This window comes from Variovorax sp. J31P207 (genome assembly GCF_030316965.1).
GTDB lineage: Bacteria > Pseudomonadota > Gammaproteobacteria > Burkholderiales > Burkholderiaceae_C > Variovorax > Variovorax ginsengisoli_B.
The window spans coordinates 53,311-71,974 of the sequence record NZ_JASZYN010000004.1 but is presented as its reverse complement, the minus strand read 5'-3'; the positions used below and the strand labels follow the sequence as shown (position 1 = coordinate 71,974).

General features: G+C 67.2%; 17 protein-coding genes. 10 read left to right on the top strand and 7 right to left on the bottom strand.

The features are described 5' to 3' along the window. Positions 1 to 24: 24 nt before the first annotated feature. The 5 genes from carA (at position 25) to QTI68_RS14910 (ending at position 6,328) form a co-directional block, all read left to right on the top strand. Positions 25 to 1,209, top strand: coding sequence for a glutamine-hydrolyzing carbamoyl-phosphate synthase small subunit (gene carA, locus QTI68_RS14930; RefSeq protein WP_286522349.1), 1,185 nt, complete (start codon positions 25 to 27; stop codon positions 1,207 to 1,209). Further along, positions 1,202 to 4,423, top strand: a complete 3,222-nt coding sequence (gene carB, locus QTI68_RS14925; RefSeq protein WP_286522348.1) for a carbamoyl-phosphate synthase large subunit — start codon at positions 1,202 to 1,204, stop codon at positions 4,421 to 4,423. The genes carA and carB overlap by 8 nt, the downstream gene beginning before the upstream one ends. A 59-nt stretch (positions 4,424 to 4,482) precedes the next feature. Further along, positions 4,483 to 5,352 carry a Kdo hydroxylase KdoO gene (gene kdoO, locus QTI68_RS14920; protein WP_286522347.1) on the top strand — a complete coding sequence of 290 codons (870 nt, stop codon included), beginning with the start codon at positions 4,483 to 4,485 and terminating at the stop codon, positions 5,350 to 5,352. Between the two features lie 65 nt (positions 5,353 to 5,417). Then, complete coding sequence (greA, locus tag QTI68_RS14915; protein ID WP_286522346.1) at positions 5,418 to 5,894, top strand: transcription elongation factor GreA; 477 nt, start codon at positions 5,418 to 5,420, stop codon at positions 5,892 to 5,894. Positions 5,895 to 5,914: 20 nt separating this feature from the next. Next, complete coding sequence (locus tag QTI68_RS14910) at positions 5,915 to 6,328, top strand: DUF4149 domain-containing protein (RefSeq protein WP_286522345.1); 414 nt, start codon at positions 5,915 to 5,917, stop codon at positions 6,326 to 6,328. Here QTI68_RS14910 and QTI68_RS14905 read toward each other — a convergent pair whose 3' ends face one another. Both QTI68_RS14905 and QTI68_RS14900 read right to left on the bottom strand, forming a co-directional pair. Beyond that, positions 6,329 to 7,099, bottom strand: a complete 771-nt coding sequence (locus tag QTI68_RS14905) for a glycosyltransferase (RefSeq protein WP_286522344.1) — start codon at positions 7,097 to 7,099, stop codon at positions 6,329 to 6,331. It abuts the gene before it with no gap. A 2-nt stretch (positions 7,100 to 7,101) separates the two neighbouring features. Beyond that, positions 7,102 to 7,581 carry a YhbY family RNA-binding protein gene (locus QTI68_RS14900; RefSeq protein ID WP_286522343.1) on the bottom strand — a complete coding sequence of 160 codons (480 nt, stop codon included), beginning with the start codon at positions 7,579 to 7,581 and terminating at the stop codon, positions 7,102 to 7,104. 20 nt (positions 7,582 to 7,601) lie between these two features. Here QTI68_RS14900 and QTI68_RS14895 point away from each other — a divergent pair, with 20 nt between their 5' ends. The 5 genes from QTI68_RS14895 to QTI68_RS14875 all read left to right on the top strand — a co-directional run bounded on the left by QTI68_RS14895 (position 7,602) and on the right by QTI68_RS14875 (position 13,097). After that, positions 7,602 to 8,270, top strand: coding sequence for an RlmE family RNA methyltransferase (locus QTI68_RS14895; RefSeq protein WP_286522342.1), 669 nt, complete (start codon positions 7,602 to 7,604; stop codon positions 8,268 to 8,270). Between the two features lie 150 nt (positions 8,271 to 8,420). Further along, entirely contained in the window at positions 8,421 to 10,340 is a 1,920-nt protein-coding gene (ftsH, locus tag QTI68_RS14890) for an ATP-dependent zinc metalloprotease FtsH (RefSeq protein WP_286522341.1), read from the top strand. Between the two features lie 61 nt (positions 10,341 to 10,401). Next, entirely contained in the window at positions 10,402 to 11,262 is an 861-nt protein-coding gene (gene folP, locus QTI68_RS14885) for a dihydropteroate synthase (RefSeq protein ID WP_286522340.1), read from the top strand. Further along, entirely contained in the window at positions 11,259 to 12,593 is a 1,335-nt protein-coding gene (gene glmM / locus QTI68_RS14880; RefSeq protein WP_286522339.1) for a phosphoglucosamine mutase, read from the top strand. Before folP ends, glmM begins: the two co-directional genes overlap by 4 nt. A 9-nt stretch (positions 12,594 to 12,602) precedes the next feature. Continuing rightward, a complete protein-coding gene (locus QTI68_RS14875) occupies positions 12,603 to 13,097 on the top strand; it encodes a GNAT family N-acetyltransferase (protein ID WP_286522338.1) in 495 nt (164 codons plus the stop codon). Positions 13,098 to 13,149: 52 nt separating this feature from the next. Here the strand turns inward: QTI68_RS14875 and QTI68_RS14870 are convergent, their stop codons facing one another. The 5 genes from QTI68_RS14870 to QTI68_RS14850 are packed head-to-tail and all read right to left on the bottom strand — an operon-like array spanning position 13,150 to position 18,661. Next, entirely contained in the window at positions 13,150 to 14,424 is a 1,275-nt protein-coding gene (locus tag QTI68_RS14870) for an acyl-CoA dehydrogenase family protein (protein ID WP_286522337.1), read from the bottom strand. Positions 14,425 to 14,470: 46 nt separating this feature from the next. After that, the gene (locus tag QTI68_RS14865; RefSeq protein ID WP_286522336.1) at positions 14,471 to 15,559 is read right to left on the bottom strand and encodes a phosphotransferase; all 1,089 of its coding nucleotides are present in this window, start codon (positions 15,557 to 15,559) and stop codon (positions 14,471 to 14,473) included. A gap of 13 nt (positions 15,560 to 15,572) precedes the next feature. Continuing rightward, on the bottom strand, positions 15,573 to 16,295 hold the full coding sequence (locus tag QTI68_RS14860) for a Crp/Fnr family transcriptional regulator (protein ID WP_286367633.1): 723 nt from the start codon (positions 16,293 to 16,295) through the stop codon (positions 15,573 to 15,575). A 55-nt stretch (positions 16,296 to 16,350) separates the two neighbouring features. After that, complete coding sequence (locus QTI68_RS14855; protein WP_286522335.1) at positions 16,351 to 17,130, bottom strand: oxepin-CoA hydrolase, alternative type; 780 nt, start codon at positions 17,128 to 17,130, stop codon at positions 16,351 to 16,353. A gap of 10 nt (positions 17,131 to 17,140) precedes the next feature. Next, a complete protein-coding gene (locus tag QTI68_RS14850) occupies positions 17,141 to 18,661 on the bottom strand; it encodes a 3-hydroxyacyl-CoA dehydrogenase (protein WP_286522334.1) in 1,521 nt (506 codons plus the stop codon). Positions 18,662 to 18,664 lie beyond the last annotated feature (3 nt).

Genomic DNA, 18,664 nt, shown 5'->3' with positions numbered 1-18,664 from the left:
GGCGTCATCCATCCGGAGATCCCAGTGCTTTTGTCTCTCAAGGGAAAATTCCCGCCCGCCATCCTGGCGCTTGCAGACGGCACGGTCTTTCTCGGCAACTCGATCGGCGCCACCGGCGCCACGACCGGCGAAGTGGTGTTCAACACCGCCATGACCGGTTACCAGGAAATCCTGACCGACCCGAGCTATTGCCAGCAGATCGTGACCCTCACGTATCCGCACATCGGCAACTACGGCGTCAACGAGGAAGACATCGAGTCCGACAAGATCCATGCCGCCGGCCTGATCATCAAGGACCTGCCGCTGGTCGCGTCCAACTTCCGCAAGACCGCGACGCTGAGCGACTACCTGGTGCGCGGCAAGACGGTCGCGATCGCCGACATCGACACCCGCAAGCTGACCCGCCACCTGCGCACGAACGGGGCCCAGAACGGCTGCATCCTGGGCCTCGCCGAAGGCGAGAAGGTCACGCAGGCCCTGATCGACAAGGCCGTGGCCGCCGCCAAGGCCGCGCCGAGCATGGCCGGCTTGGACCTCGCCAAAGTGGTGTCGGTCAAGGAAACCTACGAGTGGACCCAGACCGAGTGGAAGCTGGGCTCGGGCTACGGCGTGCAGATCACGCCCAAGTTCCACGTCGTGGCCTTCGACTACGGCGTCAAGAAGAACATCTTGCGCATGATCGCCCAGCGCGGCGCGCGCATCACCGTGGTGCCGGCCCAGACACCCGCGGCCGACGTGCTCAAGCTGCGCCCCGACGGCATCTTCCTGGCCAACGGCCCGGGCGACCCGGAGCCCTGTGACTACGCGATCTCGGCGGTCAAGGAACTGATCGAGACCGGCATCCCGACCTTCGGCATCTGCCTGGGCCACCAGATCATGGCGCTGGCCTCGGGTGCCAAGACCTTCAAGATGAAGTTCGGCCACCATGGCGCCAACCATCCCGTGAAGGACCTGGACAACGGCCGCGTCAGCATCACCAGCCAGAACCACGGCTTCGCGGTCGACGAGAAGACCCTGCCGGCCAACCTGCGCCCGACCCACATCAGCCTGTTCGACAACACGCTGCAGGGCCTGGCGCGCACCGACCGCCCGGCCTTCTGCTTCCAGGGCCACCCCGAGGCCTCGCCCGGCCCGCATGACATCGGCTACCTGTTCGACCGCTTCACGGCACTCATGCAAAGTCACAAAGAAGGACAGAAGAATGCCTAAGCGCACAGACCTGAAGAGCATCCTCATCATCGGCGCCGGCCCGATCATCATCGGCCAGGCCTGCGAATTCGACTACTCCGGCGTGCAGGCCTGCAAGGCGCTGCGCGAGGAGGGCTACAAGGTCATCCTGATCAACAGCAACCCGGCGACGATCATGACCGACCCGGCCACGGCCGACGTCATCTACATCGAGCCGATCAGCTGGCAGACGGTCGAGAAGATCATCGCCAAGGAGCGTCCCGACGCGATCCTGCCGACCATGGGCGGCCAGACCGCGCTCAACTGCGCGCTCGACCTGTGGCGCAACGGCGTGCTCGACAAGTACAAGGTCGAGCTGATCGGCGCCACGCCCGAGGCCATCGACAAGGCCGAGGACCGGCTGAAATTCAAGGACGCGATGACCAAGATCGGTCTCGGTTCGGCCCGTTCGGGCATCGCGCATTCGATGGACGAGGCCTGGGCCGTCCAGAAGAGCGTCGGCTTCCCGACCGTGATCCGCCCCAGCTTCACGCTCGGCGGCACCGGCGGCGGCATCGCCTACAACCCCGAAGAGTTCGAGATCATCTGCAAGCGCGGCCTGGAAGCCTCGCCCACCAACGAGCTGCTGATCGAAGAGTCGCTGCTCGGCTGGAAAGAGTACGAGATGGAGGTCGTGCGCGACAAGGCCGACAACTGCATCATCGTCTGCTCGATCGAGAATCTCGACCCGATGGGCGTGCACACCGGCGACTCGATCACGGTGGCGCCGGCCCAGACCCTGTCCGACAAGGAATACCAGATTCTCCGCAACGCCTCGCTGGCGGTGCTGCGCGAGATCGGCGTCGACACCGGCGGCTCGAACGTGCAGTTCTCGATCAACCCGAAGGACGGCCGGATGGTCGTCATCGAGATGAACCCGCGCGTCTCGCGTTCGTCCGCGCTGGCCTCCAAGGCCACCGGCTTCCCGATCGCCAAGGTCGCGGCCAAGCTGGCCGTCGGCTACACGCTCGACGAGCTGCGCAACGAGATCACCGGCGGCGCCACGCCGGCCAGCTTCGAGCCCAGCATCGACTACGTGGTCACCAAGATCCCGCGCTTCGCCTTCGAGAAATTCCCGCAGGCCGATTCGCGCCTGACGACCCAGATGAAGTCGGTCGGCGAGGTGATGGCGATGGGCCGCACCTTCCAGGAGTCGTTCCAGAAGGCCCTGCGCGGCCTCGAGGTCGGCGTCGACGGCCTGAACGAGAAGACGCAAGACCGCGAAGTGCTCGAGAAGGAGCTCGGCGAGCCCGGCCCCGACCGCATCTGGTACGTCGGCGATGCCTTCGCGATGGGCCTGAGCGTCGACGAGGTGTTCGCGCTCACCAAGATCGACCCCTGGTTCCTGGTGCAGATCGAGGAGATCGTGAAGATCGAGCTCGAACTCGAAACCAAGTCGCTGGGCGATATCGACAAGGCGACCCTGCTCGCGCTCAAGAAGAAGGGCTTCTCCGACCGCCGCCTGGCGCGCCAGCTGAAGACCACCGACACCGCGGTCCGCGAGAAGCGCCGCGCGCTCGGCGTGCGCCCGGTCTACAAGCGGGTCGACACCTGCGCGGCCGAGTTCGCGACCAACACCGCCTACATGTACTCGACCTACGAGGACGAGTGCGAGGCCGCGCCGACCGACAAGAAGAAGATCATGGTGCTCGGCGGCGGCCCGAACCGCATCGGCCAGGGCATCGAATTCGACTACTGCTGCGTGCATGCGGCGCTGGCGATGCGCGAGGACGGCTACGAGACCATCATGGTCAACTGCAATCCCGAGACCGTCTCGACCGACTACGACACCAGCGACCGGCTCTACTTCGAGCCGCTGACGCTCGAAGACGTACTGGAGATCGTCGACAAGGAAAAGCCGACCGGCGTGATCGTGCAGTACGGCGGCCAGACCCCGCTCAAGCTCGCGCTCGACCTGGAAGCCAACGGCGTGCCGATCATCGGCACCAGCCCCGACATGATCGACGCCGCCGAAGACCGCGAGCGCTTCCAGAAGCTGCTGCACGAGCTCGGCCTGCGCCAGCCGCCGAACGCCACCGCGCGCACCGAACCGGAAGCGCTCGAGAAGGCCGCGGCGCTGGGCTATCCGCTGGTGGTGCGCCCGAGCTACGTGCTCGGCGGCCGGGCGATGGAGATCGTCCACGAGCAGCGCGACCTCGAGCGCTACATGCGCGAGGCGGTCAAGGTCAGCAACGATTCGCCGGTGCTGCTCGACCGCTTCCTCAACGACGCGGTCGAATGCGACGTCGACTGCCTGCGCGATGCCGAAGGCACGACCCTGATCGGCGGCGTGATGGAGCACATCGAGCAGGCCGGCGTCCACTCGGGCGATTCCGCCTGCTCGCTGCCGCCCTACAGCCTGAAGGCCGAGACCGTGGCCGAGCTCAAGCGCCAGAGCGCCGCGATGGCCAAGGCCCTGAACGTGGTCGGGCTCATGAACGTCCAGTTCGCGATCCAGGAAAAGGACGGCCAGGACGTGATCTACGTCCTCGAGGTCAATCCGCGCGCTTCGCGCACCGTGCCCTACGTGAGCAAGGCGACCGGCATCCAGCTGGCCAAGGTCGCGGCGCGCTGCATGGCCGGCCAGTCGCTGAAGTCGCAGGGCGTCACCAAGGAAGTCACGCCGCCGTACTTCAGCGTCAAGGAGGCCGTGTTCCCGTTCGTCAAGTTCCCGGGTGTCGACACCATCCTCGGCCCCGAGATGAAGTCCACCGGCGAAGTGATGGGCGTGGGCAAGACCTTCGGCGAGGCCTTCGTGAAGTCGCAGATCGGCGCCGGCACCATCCTGCCGAAATCGGGCAAGGTGTTCGTGTCGGTCAAGAACAACGACAAGGCACGTGCCGTCGAGGTCGCACGCGGCCTGGCCAAGCTGGGCTTCGAGCTGATCGCGACCAAGGGCACGGCGGCGGCGATCAACGCCGCGGGCATCGCCTGCGCGGTGGTCAACAAGGTGACCGAAGGCCGCCCGCACATCGTCGACATGATCAAGAACAACGAGATTGCGCTGGTCATCAACACGGTCGAAGAGCGCCGCAACGCGATCGCCGATTCGCGCCAGATCCGCACGTCGGCGCTGCTGGCCCGCGTGACCACCTTCACCACGATCTTCGGCGCCGAGGCGGCGGTCGAAGGGATGCAGCACATGGACGAGCTGGGTGTCATCTCGATCCAGGAAATGCACGCGCAGCTGGCCTGATCGAGCGCAAGGTCTTGTCGGCGGGATGGCCGCAGAATAAGGTCGAAGGAGACTTTTGCATGGAGAACCAACTCGTCGAGCTCGCGCTGAGCGACTGGGACGCGGCCACGCCGAACGAGGCGTGGATCGCGGCGCTCGAGGCCGGCAAGGTGCTGTACTTTCCACAGCTCGGCTTCCAGTTGCGGCCCGAAGAGCAGGCGCTGCTGTCGCCCGCCGTGCTGTCGCCCGACGTGCGCAACATCAGCCTGGACGCCAACGGCCGGATCAAGGGCGTGGCCGGCGACGAGGCGCGGCAACAGGCGGTGGCCGCCATGGTCGGGCGCTTCCGGACCCAGGCGCAGGCCTTGATACACGGCCTGCTGCCGCACTACGTGCCCGCCCTGCGCCTGGCGCCGACCAGCTACCGGCCGGCGCAGGTCGAGACGCGCGTCCAGTCGTGGCGCGCCGACGACCGCCGCCTGCACGTGGATTCGTTTCCGTCGCGCCCCAACTACGGCGAGCGCATCCTGCGCGTCTTCACCAACGTCAATCCGCAGGGGGCGCCCCGGGTCTGGCGGGTCGGCGAGCCGTTCGAGGCGGTCGCCGCGCGCTTCCTGCCCCGTGCCAAGCCCTATTCGCGCTGGCAGGCAAAGCTGCTGCGCGCGCTGCGCGTGACCAAGTCGCTGCGCAGCGAGTACGACCACCTGATGCTGCAGTTGCACGACGGCATGAAGTCCGACCTCGACTACCAGGAAAAGTGCGAGCAGCAGACCGTGCCGTTCCCGGCCGGGTCGGTGTGGGTCTGTTTTTCGGACCAGACCTCGCATGCCGTGATGTCGGGCCAGTACATGCTCGAGCAGACCCTGCATCTGCCCGCCGCAAGGCAATACAATCCTGATTCCAGCCCGCTCGCGATCCTGAGCCGGCTGACCGGACGCACGCTCGTCTGAACTTTTTTTCTCCCATCGACCGCCGAACGGCAGCGTTCGGCGGTTTCGCTTTCTGGAGCAACGAAATGGCCACCATCCCGATCACCAAGCTGGGCGCACAGAAACTGCGCGAAGAACTCCAGCGTCTGAAGACCGTCGACCGCCCGTGGGTCATCAATGCCATCGCCGAGGCCCGTGCACAGGGCGACCTGAGCGAAAACGCCGAGTACGAGGTCGCCAAGGACCGGCAGGGCTTCATCGAGGGGCGCATCCAGGACATCGAGGGCAAGCTGTCGGCGGCGCAGATCATCGACCCGAGCGAACTCGACGCGGGTGGCAAGGTGGTCTTCGGCTCTACGGTCGAACTCGAGGAAGAAAAGACCGGTGAAGCCGTCAAATACCAGATCGTCGGCGAGGACGAGGCCGACCTCAAGCTCGGGCTGATCAACGTCTCCAGCCCGATCGCGCGGGCGCTGATCGGCAAGGAAGAGGGCGACACCGCCGAGGTGCAGGCCCCTGGCGGCATCAAGCGCTACGAGATCGTCGCCGTCAGCTACCTCTGAGCGGCGTCGGCCGCCCGCGCATGAAAGACCGCATCGCCCTGCTGGTCGCCGCCTTCTGGTGGGGCAGCCTCTCGACCATCGGCTTCCTGGTGGTGCCGATGCTGTTCGCCCGCCTCGGCAGTCCGGCCGTGGCCGGCAACATGGCGGGCCAGCTGTTCGCGGCCCAGACCTGGGTCGCGCTGGCCTGCGGGCTGGTGCTGCTGGTGCACTTCCGGGCCCAGGCCGGCGAACGGATGGATGCCGCCGCCCGGACCATCACCGGGTGGGTGGTCACCGGCTTGCTGCTGGCCTTGCTGCAGCAGTACGCGGTCGCCCCGCACATCCTGGCGCGCGAGAACCTCAGGCTCTGGCACACGCTGGGCAGCGCCATGTACCTGGGTCAATGGCTCTGCGCAGCAGTCGTGCTCTGGCGCATGGGGCGCAAGGCGGCCTGATCAGGCCTTCCAGAAGCTGGTGATCCAGCGCGCCGGCCGGATGAACCGGAAGCGCCGGTTTCGCCGTCCGGCCAGCGCGTCGGGCGGATTGCATTCGCCGTGGAAGACCATGATCCGGGCGCCTTCGGGCACGAAGGGTTCGCGCCAGTAGTTGGTCGGCCAGGTCGGGATCCCGTGGTACTTGAAGCTCGGGCACCAGGCTTCGGGCCAGTAGGCGAGCTTGCCCTGGCGGTGCATGTAGTCCGACAGGTAGGCCTGCTCGTTGCGGTATTCGGCCTGCACCGCATCCATGTTCTGGCGGAAGTTCGCCAGCACGTCGGGATGGGCACCCAGCTCGAAGCGGTACACCGAGGAGTTCCCGGTGATGCGCCGGCGCCGCCAGGGGCGCTCGTAGTCGTGGATGATCAGGAACTCGCCCGGCTGCTCGAAGAAGGCATCCAGGCTGCCGACCACGACGACGTCGAGGTCGACGAACAGGGCGGTGCCGCGCAGCCCGTACAGGTCGGCCTCGAAGGTGGTCAGCTTCTTCCAGGCCCGGTCGGGCTGGCCCGGTGCCAGTTCGAGGTCGAGCGGCGGGATTGGAAAGCACTGCACCTCGCTGCGGATGCCCTTGGCATCGTCGGTCAGGCAGACGAAGCTGAAGTCGCCAGTCAGGTGGCGCCGCACCATCGCATAGAGGCGGTTGACGTAGTCGGGCCCGTACTTGGTGCCCCATTTCATGCACAGGACGTGCCGTTGGCGCGGGGGCTTGCCCGCAGTCTCGCTCGGCATCCTCAGTCTGCCTGGTTCCGCTTCTTGGCCGACAGCGGCCGCTTGGCCTTGGCGCGCTTGATCGTGCCGCCGGGGGTCAGGCGCTGGTTGCCGAGCACCCGCAGGGTCTTGATCTCGGGGCGCTGGCCGGCGCGCTTGCTGTATTTGATGATCTTGACGTCGCGCGGGCCGGGCATCCGGTCTTCGTCGATCGTGCGTTCCTTCTCGGGAATCGGCCGCCACAGCACCAGCAGCTTGCCGATGTGCTGGATCGGCGCGGCGTCCAGCTGGTCGGACATGGTCTGGAGCATGGCTTCGCGCGCCGCGCGGTCGTCGGAGAAGACGCGCACCTTGATCAGGCCATGGGCCTTGAGCGCGGCGTCGGCTTCCTTCAGGACGGCGGGGGTGAGCCCGTCGCCGCCGATCATGACGATCGGGTCCAGATGGTGCGCTTCGGAGCGGTGCACCTTGCGCTGCGCAGGGGTAAGTTGAATGGCGGGCATCCCCGTATTATCGAGTGTCAATGAATCCCAAACCGAAAACGAAGAAGCTGAACAAGGCCTGGCTGCACGATCACCTCAACGATCCCTACGTGAAACTGGCCAACCGGGAGGGCTACCGGGCCCGCGCCGCGTACAAGCTCAAGGAGATCGACGAGACGCTGGGCCTGATCAAGCCCGGCCAGCTGGTGGTCGACCTGGGCTCGACGCCGGGCGCCTGGAGCCAGTACGTCCGGCGCCGGATGTCGCCTGCGGGCGCGGCCTCGGGCGAGCTGGCCGGCACCATCATCGCGCTCGACATCCTGCCCATGGAGCCGATCGAGGGCGTGACCTTCCTGCAGGGCGACTTCCGGGAGGACGAGGTGCTGGCCCGGCTGGCGATCGCCATGGACGGCCGGCTGGCCGACGTGGTGGTGTCCGACATGGCGCCCAACCTGTCGGGCATCGCCTCGGCCGACACCGCCCGCATCGCCCACCTGATCGAGCTGGCCATAGAGTTCGCCCGCCAGCACATGAAACCCGAGGGCGCGCTGGTCGCCAAGCTGTTCCACGGCAGCGGCTACGCCGAGCTGACCCGCCTGTTCAAGGACAACTTCCGGACCGTGAAACCCATGAAACCCAAGGCTTCGCGGGACAAATCCTCGGAAACCTTCATGGTCGGCATCGGGCTCAAGCGGCCGGATACCAATTGATACGTGCCAAAAACCGCTTGTGCCCTATGGCTGCTCTAGGGAATTTACGGGTTTTCGCAGGTTGAAAAGCCTAAAATGGGCACCAATTGCCGCAGACAGTGCGCTTTTTCCGTTCCCTAATTTTTTGCGCGCCCCCGACTGGAGTTTCGTTTGAACAATCAGTGGTTTTCCAAAGTTGCCGTTTGGCTCGTCATCGCGATGGTGCTGTTCACTGTGTTCAAGCAGTTCGACACCCGCGGCGCAGCCGGCGCAGGCAACATCGGCTACAGCGACTTCCTCGAGGAAGTTCGCGGCAACCGCATCAAGAGCGCCACCATCCAGGAAGGCCAGGGAGGCAGCGAGATCGTCGCCATCACCAATGACGACCGGAAGATCCGTACCACCGCCACCTACCTCGACCGCGGCCTGGTCGGCGACCTGATCGCCAACAACGTCAAGTTCGACGTCAAGCCGCGCGAAGAGGGCTCGCTGCTCATGACCCTGCTGGTCAGCTGGGGCCCGATGCTGCTGCTGATCGGCGTCTGGGTCTACTTCATGCGACAGATGCAGGGCGGCGGCAAGGGCGGCGCCTTCAGCTTCGGCAAGAGCAAGGCCCGCATGCTCGACGAGAACACCAACCAGGTCACTTTCGCCGACGTCGCGGGCTGCGACGAGGCCAAGGAAGAAGTCAAGGAAGTGGTCGACTTCCTGAAGGACCCGGCCCGCTTCCAGAAGCTCGGCGGCCGCATTCCGCGCGGCCTGCTGCTGGTCGGCCCTCCGGGCACCGGCAAGACCCTGCTGGCCAAGAGCATCGCCGGCGAGGCCAAGGTGCCGTTCTTCTCGATCTCGGGTTCCGACTTCGTCGAGATGTTCGTCGGCGTGGGCGCGGCCCGCGTGCGCGACATGTTCGAGAACGCCAAGAAGAACGCGCCCTGCATCATCTTCATCGACGAAATCGACGCCGTCGGCCGCCAGCGCGGTGCCGGCCTGGGTGGCGGCAACGACGAACGCGAACAGACCCTGAACCAGATGCTGGTCGAGATGGACGGCTTCGAGACCAACCTCGGCGTGATCGTGGTGGCCGCGACCAACCGTCCCGACATCCTCGATGCCGCCTTGCTGCGTCCGGGCCGTTTCGACCGCCAGGTCTATGTCACGCTGCCGGACATCCGCGGCCGCGAGCAGATCCTCAACGTCCACATGCGCAAGGTTCCGCTGGGCCAGGACGTCAACCCGAGCATCATCGCGCGCGGCACGCCCGGCATGTCGGGCGCCGATTTGGCCAACCTGTGCAACGAGGCCGCACTGATGGCCGCCCGCCGCAATGCGCGCGTGGTCGAGATGCAGGACTTCGAGAAGGCCAAGGACAAGATCTTCATGGGCCCCGAGCGCAAGAGCATGGTGATGCCCGAGGAAGAGCGCCGCAACACGGCCTACCACGAGTCCGGCCACGCGCTGATCGGCAAGCTGCTGCCCAAGTGCGACCCGGTCCACAAGGTCACGATCATCCCGCGCGGACGCGCGCTCGGCGTGACCATGAGCCTGCCGGCGCAGGACCGCTACAGCTACGACCGCGAGTACATGCTGAACCAGATCAGCATGCTGTTCGGCGGCCGCATCGCCGAAGAAGTGTTCATGCACCAGATGACCACCGGCGCTAGCAACGACTTCGAGCGCGCGACCCAGATCGCCCGCGACATGGTGATGCGCTACGGCATGACCGAATCGCTGGGCCCGATGGTCTACGCCGAGAACGAGGGCGAAGTGTTCCTGGGCCGCTCGGTCACCAAGACCACCAACATGAGCGAGTCGACCATGCAGAAGGTCGACGCCGAGGTTCGCCGCATCATCGACGAGCAGTACGCCCTGGCGCGCCGCCTGATCGAGGAGAACAGCGACAAGATGCACGCCATGGCCAAGGCCCTGCTCGAATGGGAAACCATCGACACCGAGCAGCTCGACGACATCATGGCCGGCCGCGCGCCGCGCCCGCCCAAGGACTGGACGCCGCGCATCCCGCCGTCGAACAGCGGCGGCGGCAGCGGCGGCACGCCGGCGGTCAATCCCGACCCGGCACCGACCGCCGCCTGAGCATGACGCTCTGGCAGATCACGGGGCCTCGGGCCCCGTTTTTCTTTGGGTCCGGGCGCGCATGACGACGGTCTGGCGCACGACGCGCTTCGCCATCGACCTGGCGCGTCCCCAGGTCATGGGCATCGTCAACGTCACGCCCGACTCGTTTTCCGATGGCGGCGCGCACGCATCGAGCGAAGCCGCGCTGCGGCATTGCGTCCAGCTGATCGAGGAGGGCGCGGACATCCTCGACATCGGTGGCGAGTCCACCCGTCCGGGCAGCCCGGCGGTGCCGCTGGAGATCGAACTCGCGCGGGTGCTCCCGGTGGTGCGAGAGGCCGTGAAGCTGCAGGTGCCGGTCTCCGTCGACACCTACAAGCCCGAGGTGATGCGCGCCGTGCTGGACCTGGGCGCCGACATCGTGAACGACATCTGGGCGCTGCGGCGCCCGGGCGCCCGCGAGGCTGTGGCGGGCCATCCGTCATGCGGAATCTGCCTGATGCACATGCATCTGGATCCGCAGACCATGCAGACCGCGCCGATGGTGGGCGACGTGTTGCCCGCGGTACGCTCCTTCCTCGAACGTGAGGCGCAGCGACTCGAGGCGCTGGGGGTCGGGGCGTCGCGCATCGTGCTCGATCCGGGCATCGGCTTCGGCAAGACCGTGGCGCAGAATTTCTCGCTGCTGGCGCGCCATCGCGAGCTGCTCGCGGCGGGCTGGCCGCTGCTGGCCGGCTGGTCGCGCAAGTCCTCGATCGGCAGCGTCACCGGCATCGCGGAGGCCGGCGAGCGCATGGTCCCCAGCGTGGCCGCGGCTGTGCTGGCGGTCGATCGCGGTGCGGCGATCGTGCGCGTGCATGATGTGCGCGAGACCGTGGCGGCACTCGCCGTGTGGCGGGCGATGGCCGAGCAACAACAAGAACAGGAAACGAACCCATGACAAGACAATACTTCGGCACCGACGGCATCCGCGGCACGGTCGGCCAGCCTCCGATCACCCCGGACTTCGTGTTGCGGCTCGCCCATGCGGTCGGCCGGGTGCTCAAGAAGACCGAGTCGCGGCCGACCGTGCTGATCGGCAAGGACACCCGCATCTCGGGCTACATGCTCGAATCCGCGCTCGAATCCGGCTTCAATTCGGCCGGTGTTGACGTCGTCCTGCTCGGCCCGCTGCCGACGCCCGGCGTGGCCTACCTGACGCGTGCCCAGCGCGCCAGCCTGGGCGTAGTGATCAGCGCCAGCCACAACGCCTTTCCCGACAACGGCATCAAGTTCTTCAGCGCCCAGGGGACCAAGCTCAGCGACGAATGGGAGCTGGCGGTCGAGGCGGCGCTCGAAGAAGCGCCGGTGTGGGCGGATTCGGCCCAGCTCGGCAAGGCGCGCCGCCTCAACGATGCACCGGGCCGCTACACCGAATTCTGCAAGAGCACCTTCGCCAACGACCTGACCTTGCGCGGGATGAAGCTGGTGGTCGATGCCGCGCACGGGGCCGCCTACCAGGTGGCGCCGCAGGTCTTCCACGAACTCGGTGCGGACGTCATCAGCATCGGCTGCGCGCCCGACGGCCTCAACATCAACAAGGGTTTCGGTGCCACCCATCCGCAGGCCCTGATCGATGCCGTGCGAGCGCAGGGCGCGCACTACGGCATCGCGCTCGACGGCGATGCCGACCGGCTGCAGCTGGTGGATGCCGACGGGCGCCTCTTCAACGGCGACGAACTGCTCTACCTGATGGTTATGGAGCGCATCGCGCGCGGCGACAAGCCGGCCGGCGTGGTCGGAACGTTGATGACCAACAAGGCGGTCGAGGTGGCGCTGAAGCGGCAGGGCATCGAATTCGTGCGGGCCAAGGTCGGCGACCGCTATGTCCTCGAAGAGCTCGAAAAGCGCCACTGGCTGCTCGGCGGCGAGGGCTCGGGCCACCTGCTGGCGCTCGACCGCCACACCACCGGCGACGGCATCGTGAGCGCGCTCCAGGTGCTGCAGGCCTGCGTGCGCAGCGGCCGGAGCGTGGGCGAATTGCTGGCCGGCGTGAGCTTGTTCCCGCAGACCCTCATCAATGTGCGGCTGGCGGATGGGCAGGACTGGAAATCGAATGCGGCGCTGGCGGCCGAGAGCGAACGCGTCGAGCGGGAGCTCGGCGACAGCGGGCGGGTGCTGATCCGTGCCAGCGGCACCGAGCCGCTGCTGCGCGTGATGGTCGAAGCGCGCGATGCGGCGCAGGCCGAAAGCTGCGCGCGCAGCATCGCCGAGACGCTGAGTCTCGCCTGACGCAGTGCCATGAGCGCCACCGGTGTGATCGAGATCGTCATGGCCGACTATCGGGATCCTGCGCATGCGCAGGCAGTCGTGTCGCTGCTGGACGCCTACGCGCGCGATCCCGCGGGCGGGGGCACGCCGCTGGCCGCGGAGATGCTCGCCGGGCTGCCCGCGGCGCTGGCGGCCAGGCCGCAGGCCTTCAGCGTGCTCGCCTGGGCCGGCGAGCAGCCGGTCGGCCTGGTCAATTGCATCGAGGGCTTCTCGACCTTCGCCTGCCGGCCGCTGGTCAATGTGCATGATGTGGTGGTGCTGGCGAGTCATCGCGGCCAGCGCATCACGCAGCGGATGCTGCAGCGGGTCGAGCAGGAAGCCCATGCGCGCGGCGCCTGCAAGCTCACGCTCGAGGTGCTCTCGGGCAACCGCAGCGCGCTGCGCGCCTACGAGCGCGAGGGCTTCGGCAGCTACCAGCTCGACCCCGCCTTTGGGAGCGCGCTCTTCCTTCAGAAGAAGCTGTGAAAAAGCCGCCGGCACCCGAGGGTGCGCGGCGGCTCGATTCGGCAATAAGCGATCAGAACCGGGTCACGGGCATCGCATCGTCGCCCGCCTTGGCCGGCGCGTACTTGCCCAGTTCCCACTTGGCGATCGCGTTGCGGTGCACTTCGTCCGGGCCGTCGGCGAAGCGCAGCGTGCGGGCGCCTGCATAGGCGTAGGCCAGCGGGAAGTCGTCGCACATGCCGCCGCCGCCGTGCACCTGCATGGCCCAGTCGATCACCTGGCAGGCCATGTTCGGCGCCACCACCTTGATCATCGCGATCTCGGTCTTCGCGACCTTGTTGCCGGCGACGTCCATCAGCCAGGCGGCCTTGAGCGTCAGCAGGCGCGCCATGTCGATCTTGCAGCGCGCCTCGGCGATGCGTTCCTGCGTCACGGTCTGCGAGGCGACGGTCTTGCCGAAGGCGACGCGCGAGGTGGCGCGCTTGCACATCAGTTCGAGCGCGCGCTCGGCCAGGCCGATGAGGCGCATGCAGTGGTGGATGCGTCCCGGGCCGAGGCGGCCCTGGGCGATCTCGAAGCCGCGGCCTTCGCCGAGCAGGATGTTGCCGACCGGCACGCGAACGTTCTCGAACACCATCTCGACGTGGCCGTGCGGTGCGTCGTCATAGCCCATCACGTTGAGCGGACGGATGATCTTGATGCCCTTGGCGTCGGCCGGCACGATCACCATGCTCTGCTGCGAATGCTTGGGCGCGTCGGGTTCCGACTTGCCCATGGTGATGAAGACCTTGCAGCGCGGGTCGGCGGCGCCGGAGATCCACCACTTGCGGCCGTTGATGACGTACTCGTCGCCCTGGCGCTCGATGCGGGTCGAGATGTTGGTGGCGTCGCTGGACGCCACGTCGGGTTCGGTCATGGCGAAGGCCGAGCGGATCTCGCCCTCGAGCAGCGGCTTGAGCCAGCGCGCCTTGATTTCCTCGGAGCCGTAGCGGGCGATGGTCTCCATGTTGCCGGTGTCGGGCGCCGAGCAGTTGAAGGCTTCGCTGGCCCATGGCACCCGGCCCATGATCTCGGCCAGCGGGGCGTATTCCTGGTTGGTCAGGCCGGCGCCGGAGTAGCCCGAGGCAGCGGCGCTGTCGACCGGCAGGAACAGGTTCCAGAGACCCTGGGCCTTGGCCTTGGCCTTGACCTTCTCGACGGTTTCGAGCGCGCTCCAGCGCTTGCCGGCCGCGGTGTTGGCGGCCAGCTCGGCCGAGTACGCGGCCTCGGCGGGATAGATGTGCGCATCCATGAAAGCGCTCACGCGCTCTTGCAGCTCTTTGGTCTTGGCCGAGTATTCGAAGTCCATGTCGTCTCCAGGTGGGTAATCGTTCAGGCGGCCGCTGCCGCGCCGGTCATGCTTTCTTGGCGAACTGCCAGGCCATCTCGGCCATCGGCCGCGCGCCGCGGCCCGAGGCCACGGCCTGTTCGCTCGATGCGGTACCGGCCTCGACCCGCTTGGCGATCCCTTGCAGGATCGCGGCAATGCGGAACATGTTGTAGGCGAGGTAGAAGTTCCAGTCCGGCGCCAGCGCCTCGGGCGTCGTGAGCCCGGTGCGGTCGCAGTAGCGGCGGATGTATTCGCTTTCGGTCGGAATGCCCAGGCTCTTCAGGTCGAGGCCGCCGACCCCGCGCGACATCGCGTGCGGGATGTGCCAGGCCATGCAGTGGTAGCTGAAGTCGGCGAGCGGGTGGCCGAGCGTCGACAGTTCCCAGTCGAGCACGGCGATGGCGCGCGGCTCGGTGGCATGGAACATCAGGTTGTCGAGGCGGAAGTCGCCGTGCACGATCGACGTCATCGATTCGTCGCGGGCGCTGGCCGGAATGTGGGCCGGCAGCCATTCCATCAGGCGGTCCATCTCGGGGATCGGCTGCGTCACCGAGGCCACGTACTGCTTGCTCCAGCGGCCGATCTGGCGCTCGAAGTAGTTGCCGGGCTTGCCGTAGTCGGCCAGTCCGCGCTCGGCGAACTTCACCGTGTGCAGGGCGGCGATGACCCGGTTCATTTCGTCGTAGATGGCCGAGCGGGTCGCGTTGTCCATGCCGGGCAGCGACTGGTCCCAGAGCACCCGGCCGGCCATGAACTCCATCACGTAGAAGGCGCGCCCGATGATGGACTCGTCCTCGCACAGGCAATACATCCGCGGCACCGGCACGTCGGTGCCGGCCAGCCCGCTCATGACCTTGAACTCGCGCTCGACCGCATGGGCCGACGGCAGCAGCTTGGCCACCGGGCCGGGCTTGGCACGCATCACGTAGCTTTGCGACGGCGTGACCAGCTTGTAGGTCGGGTTCGATTGCCCGCCCTTGAACATCTCGACCGTCAGCGGGCCCTTGAAGCCGTCGAGGTTCTTTTCGAGCCAGGCGGTCAGGGCGCCGATGTCGACCTGATGCTGTTGCGAGACGGCACGCGTGCCGACGAAGTTGTCGAAGTCCTGGGTCATGTCTCTTCTTTGTTCATTGGTCGTCGGCTTCGGAGATCCGCATGAGTGCGGCGCGGTCGAGCACCACCAGGCCGCCCGATTCGATGCGGATCGCTTCCTCGCGCTCCATCGCCTTGAGTTCCTGGTTGACGCGCTGGCGCGAGGCGCCGAGCAGCTGGGCGAGCTCTTCCTGCGCCAGGTGCAGGCCGATGCGCATCTGGCTGCCGTCCGCCAGGTTGGGCACCCCGTAGCTGCGCACCAGGTGGATCAGCTGCTTGGCCAGCCGCGCCCGCAGGGGCAGGGTGTTGAGATCCTCGACCAGTCCGAACAGCTGCCGGATGCGCCGCGCCTGCAGCCGCATCAGCGCTTCGTAGAGCTCGACGTGGTTCGACAATATCTTCTGGAAGTCGGCCCGCGCCACGCACAGGATGGTCGAGTCGCCGTGCGCATAGGCATCGTGCGTGCGCCGGTCGCCGTCGAAGATCGCCACGTCGCCGAACCAGATGCCCGGCTCGACGTAGGTCAGCGTGACCTGCTTGCCGGACACCGCCGTCGAGCTCACGCGCACCGCGCCCTTCGCGCAGGCGATCCACTGTTCGGGCGGATCGCCGCGAGCGGCGATCAGCTCGCCGTCCTTGTAGCGTTTGACGAAAGCACATCGGAGGATGTCGTGGCGAAGAGAAGGTGAGAGGGAAGAGAACCAGCGACCACTGTTGATCGCCTCGCGTTCTTCGATGGTAAGAATGGGGTCGTCCATGGACTGTCCTGTCGGTGACTGAAAGGCTAGGGGTTGTCGCGCGAGCGACCGGCGCTCATTGGTAGCGCGGCGTTTCCTTGGCGAGGAAGGCGGCGATGCCGATGCCGGCGTTGGCATGGTGCAGGTTGCGCACGAAGTGATCGCGTTCCTGTGCCAGCTGCGACACCAGCGTCGCGCCGCGCGCGTCGCTGAGCAGCTCCTTGATGCTGGCGAGCACGTTCGGCGCCCGCGCATTGAGCTTGGCGGCCAGTGCCAACGCGGCAGCGAGCGCCTGGCCGTTCTCTGTCAGCTGGTTGACCAGCCCGAGTTCATGCAGGCGCGCCGGTTCCAGCCGCTCGCCCTGCATCAGCCATTCGCTCGCCAGCTGGCGCGGCAGCGCCCGCGCCAGGTGCCAGCTCAGGCCGCCGTCCGGCGATAGGCCGACGTTGCTGTACGACGCGGCGAACACCGCATCGCGCGCCGACACCACGAAGTCGCAGGCCAGTGCCAGCGAAAAACCGGCACCGGCCGCCGCGCCCTCGACCGCCGCGATGACCGGCTTCGGGAAGGTGCGGATCGTGTCGATCCAGGCATGCAGGGCCTCGATGCTCTCGGCCTGCACCGAGGGCTCGCGCTCGCGGTTGGCCGACAGGCGCTGCAGCGAGCCGCCGGCGCAGAACCACTTGCCTTCGCCGACGATCACGACGCTCTTGATCTCCTGGCTGCTTTCGGCGCCGTTCAGCGCCTCGACGCCGGCGGCGTACATCTCGGGGCCCAGTGCGTTGCGCATCGAGGGATTGGAGAGGGTCAGCACCATGGTGCCCCCTTCGCTGGTGCTCTTCAGTTCTGCGGTCATGGCGGTGTGTTTACTCTTCGGGATGGGTGAGGCTCAGGCCGAGGGCGCCGCGGCGGCGCAGCCAGGGGCTCGGGCGGTAGCGCGGATCGCCGTAGACGGTCTGCAGGTTGAACAGGACTTCGAGCATGTTGGTCGGGCCGTACAGGTCGCCCATCGCCAGCGGGCCCTGCGGATAGCCGAGGCCGAGGCGCACCGCCAGGTCGAGGTCGGCCGGCGAGCAGACGCCCTGCTGGCACATGTCGGACGCGATGTTGACGATGGTCGCCACCACGCGCTGGGTGACGAAGCCGCCGCTGTCGCGGATCACGCTGACGGCCTTGCCGTCGCTCGCGAACAGCGCGTGGGCGGCGTCGCGCATGTCACGCCGGGTCGCCGGATTGGTGGCCAGCACGCGGCGCTTGGTGGCGGCATCGTCCACCATGAGGTCGATGCCGACGGTGCGGGTGGCGTCGAGCCGTTCGACCGCGGCCACCGTGGTGACGTCGAAGCCGAGCGGCGCGACCAGGATCAGCGCCGCGGAGGAGGGTGCGGCGCCGCTCTCGAGCTGCGCGCCCAGTGCATGCACCAGGCGCAGCAGTTCGGGGCGGCGGGCCGCGCGCGACGACACCCAGACCGGCGGCAGGGCGTCGACCTTCGGCACCGGCGGCTCGGGCACCGGCTCTTGGTTGCCTTCCGGATAGCGGTAGAAGCCGGCGCCGGTCTTGCGTCCCAGGGCGCCCGCGGCCACCCGCTGCGCGGCGATCGGGCTCGGCCGGTAGCGCGGCTCCTCGTAGTATTGGCGGTAGATCGATTCCATCACCGGGTGCGAGACGTCGAGCCCGGTCAGGTCGAGCAGCTCGAAGGGGCCGAGCCTGAAGCCGGCCTGGTCCTTGAGGATGCGGTCGATGGTCGCGAAGTCGGCCACGCCCTCGCCGGCGATGCGCAGCGCCTCGGTGCCGTAGCCGCGACCGGCATGGTTGACGATGAAGCCCGGCGTGTCCTTGGCCTGGACCGCGCTGTGGCCCATCTGCGCCGCATAGCCGGCCAACCGGGCGCAGACCTCGGGCTCGGTCTTGAAGCCGGCCACGACCTCGACCACCTTCATCAGCGGGACCGGGTTGAAGAAGTGGAAGCCGGCCATCCGTCCCGGCTGCTTCAGCACGGTCGCGATCGCGGTCACCGACAGCGACGAAGTGTTGGTGGCGAGCGTCGCCGATGCGGAGACTGCGGCCTCGAGCTCGCGGAACAGCTGGCGCTTGACTTCCAGGTCCTCGACGATGGCTTCGATCACCAGGTCGCAGCCCGCCAGCGCCTGCACCGAATCGACCGCCTGCACACGGCCGCCCAGGGCGTCGCGGTCGGCCGCGTCGAGCTTGCCTTTTTCGTGTAGCTTCTGCCACTGGGCGAGGAGGGCCTCGCGGCCGCGCGCCGCCGCGCCTTCGAAGCTGTCGAGCAGCAGCACCTGGCTTCCGGCTTGCGCCGCGATCTGGGCAATGCCTCGGCCCATGGCGCCGGCGCCGATGACGCCAACGTTGGAAAAGTTCACGGTCATTTG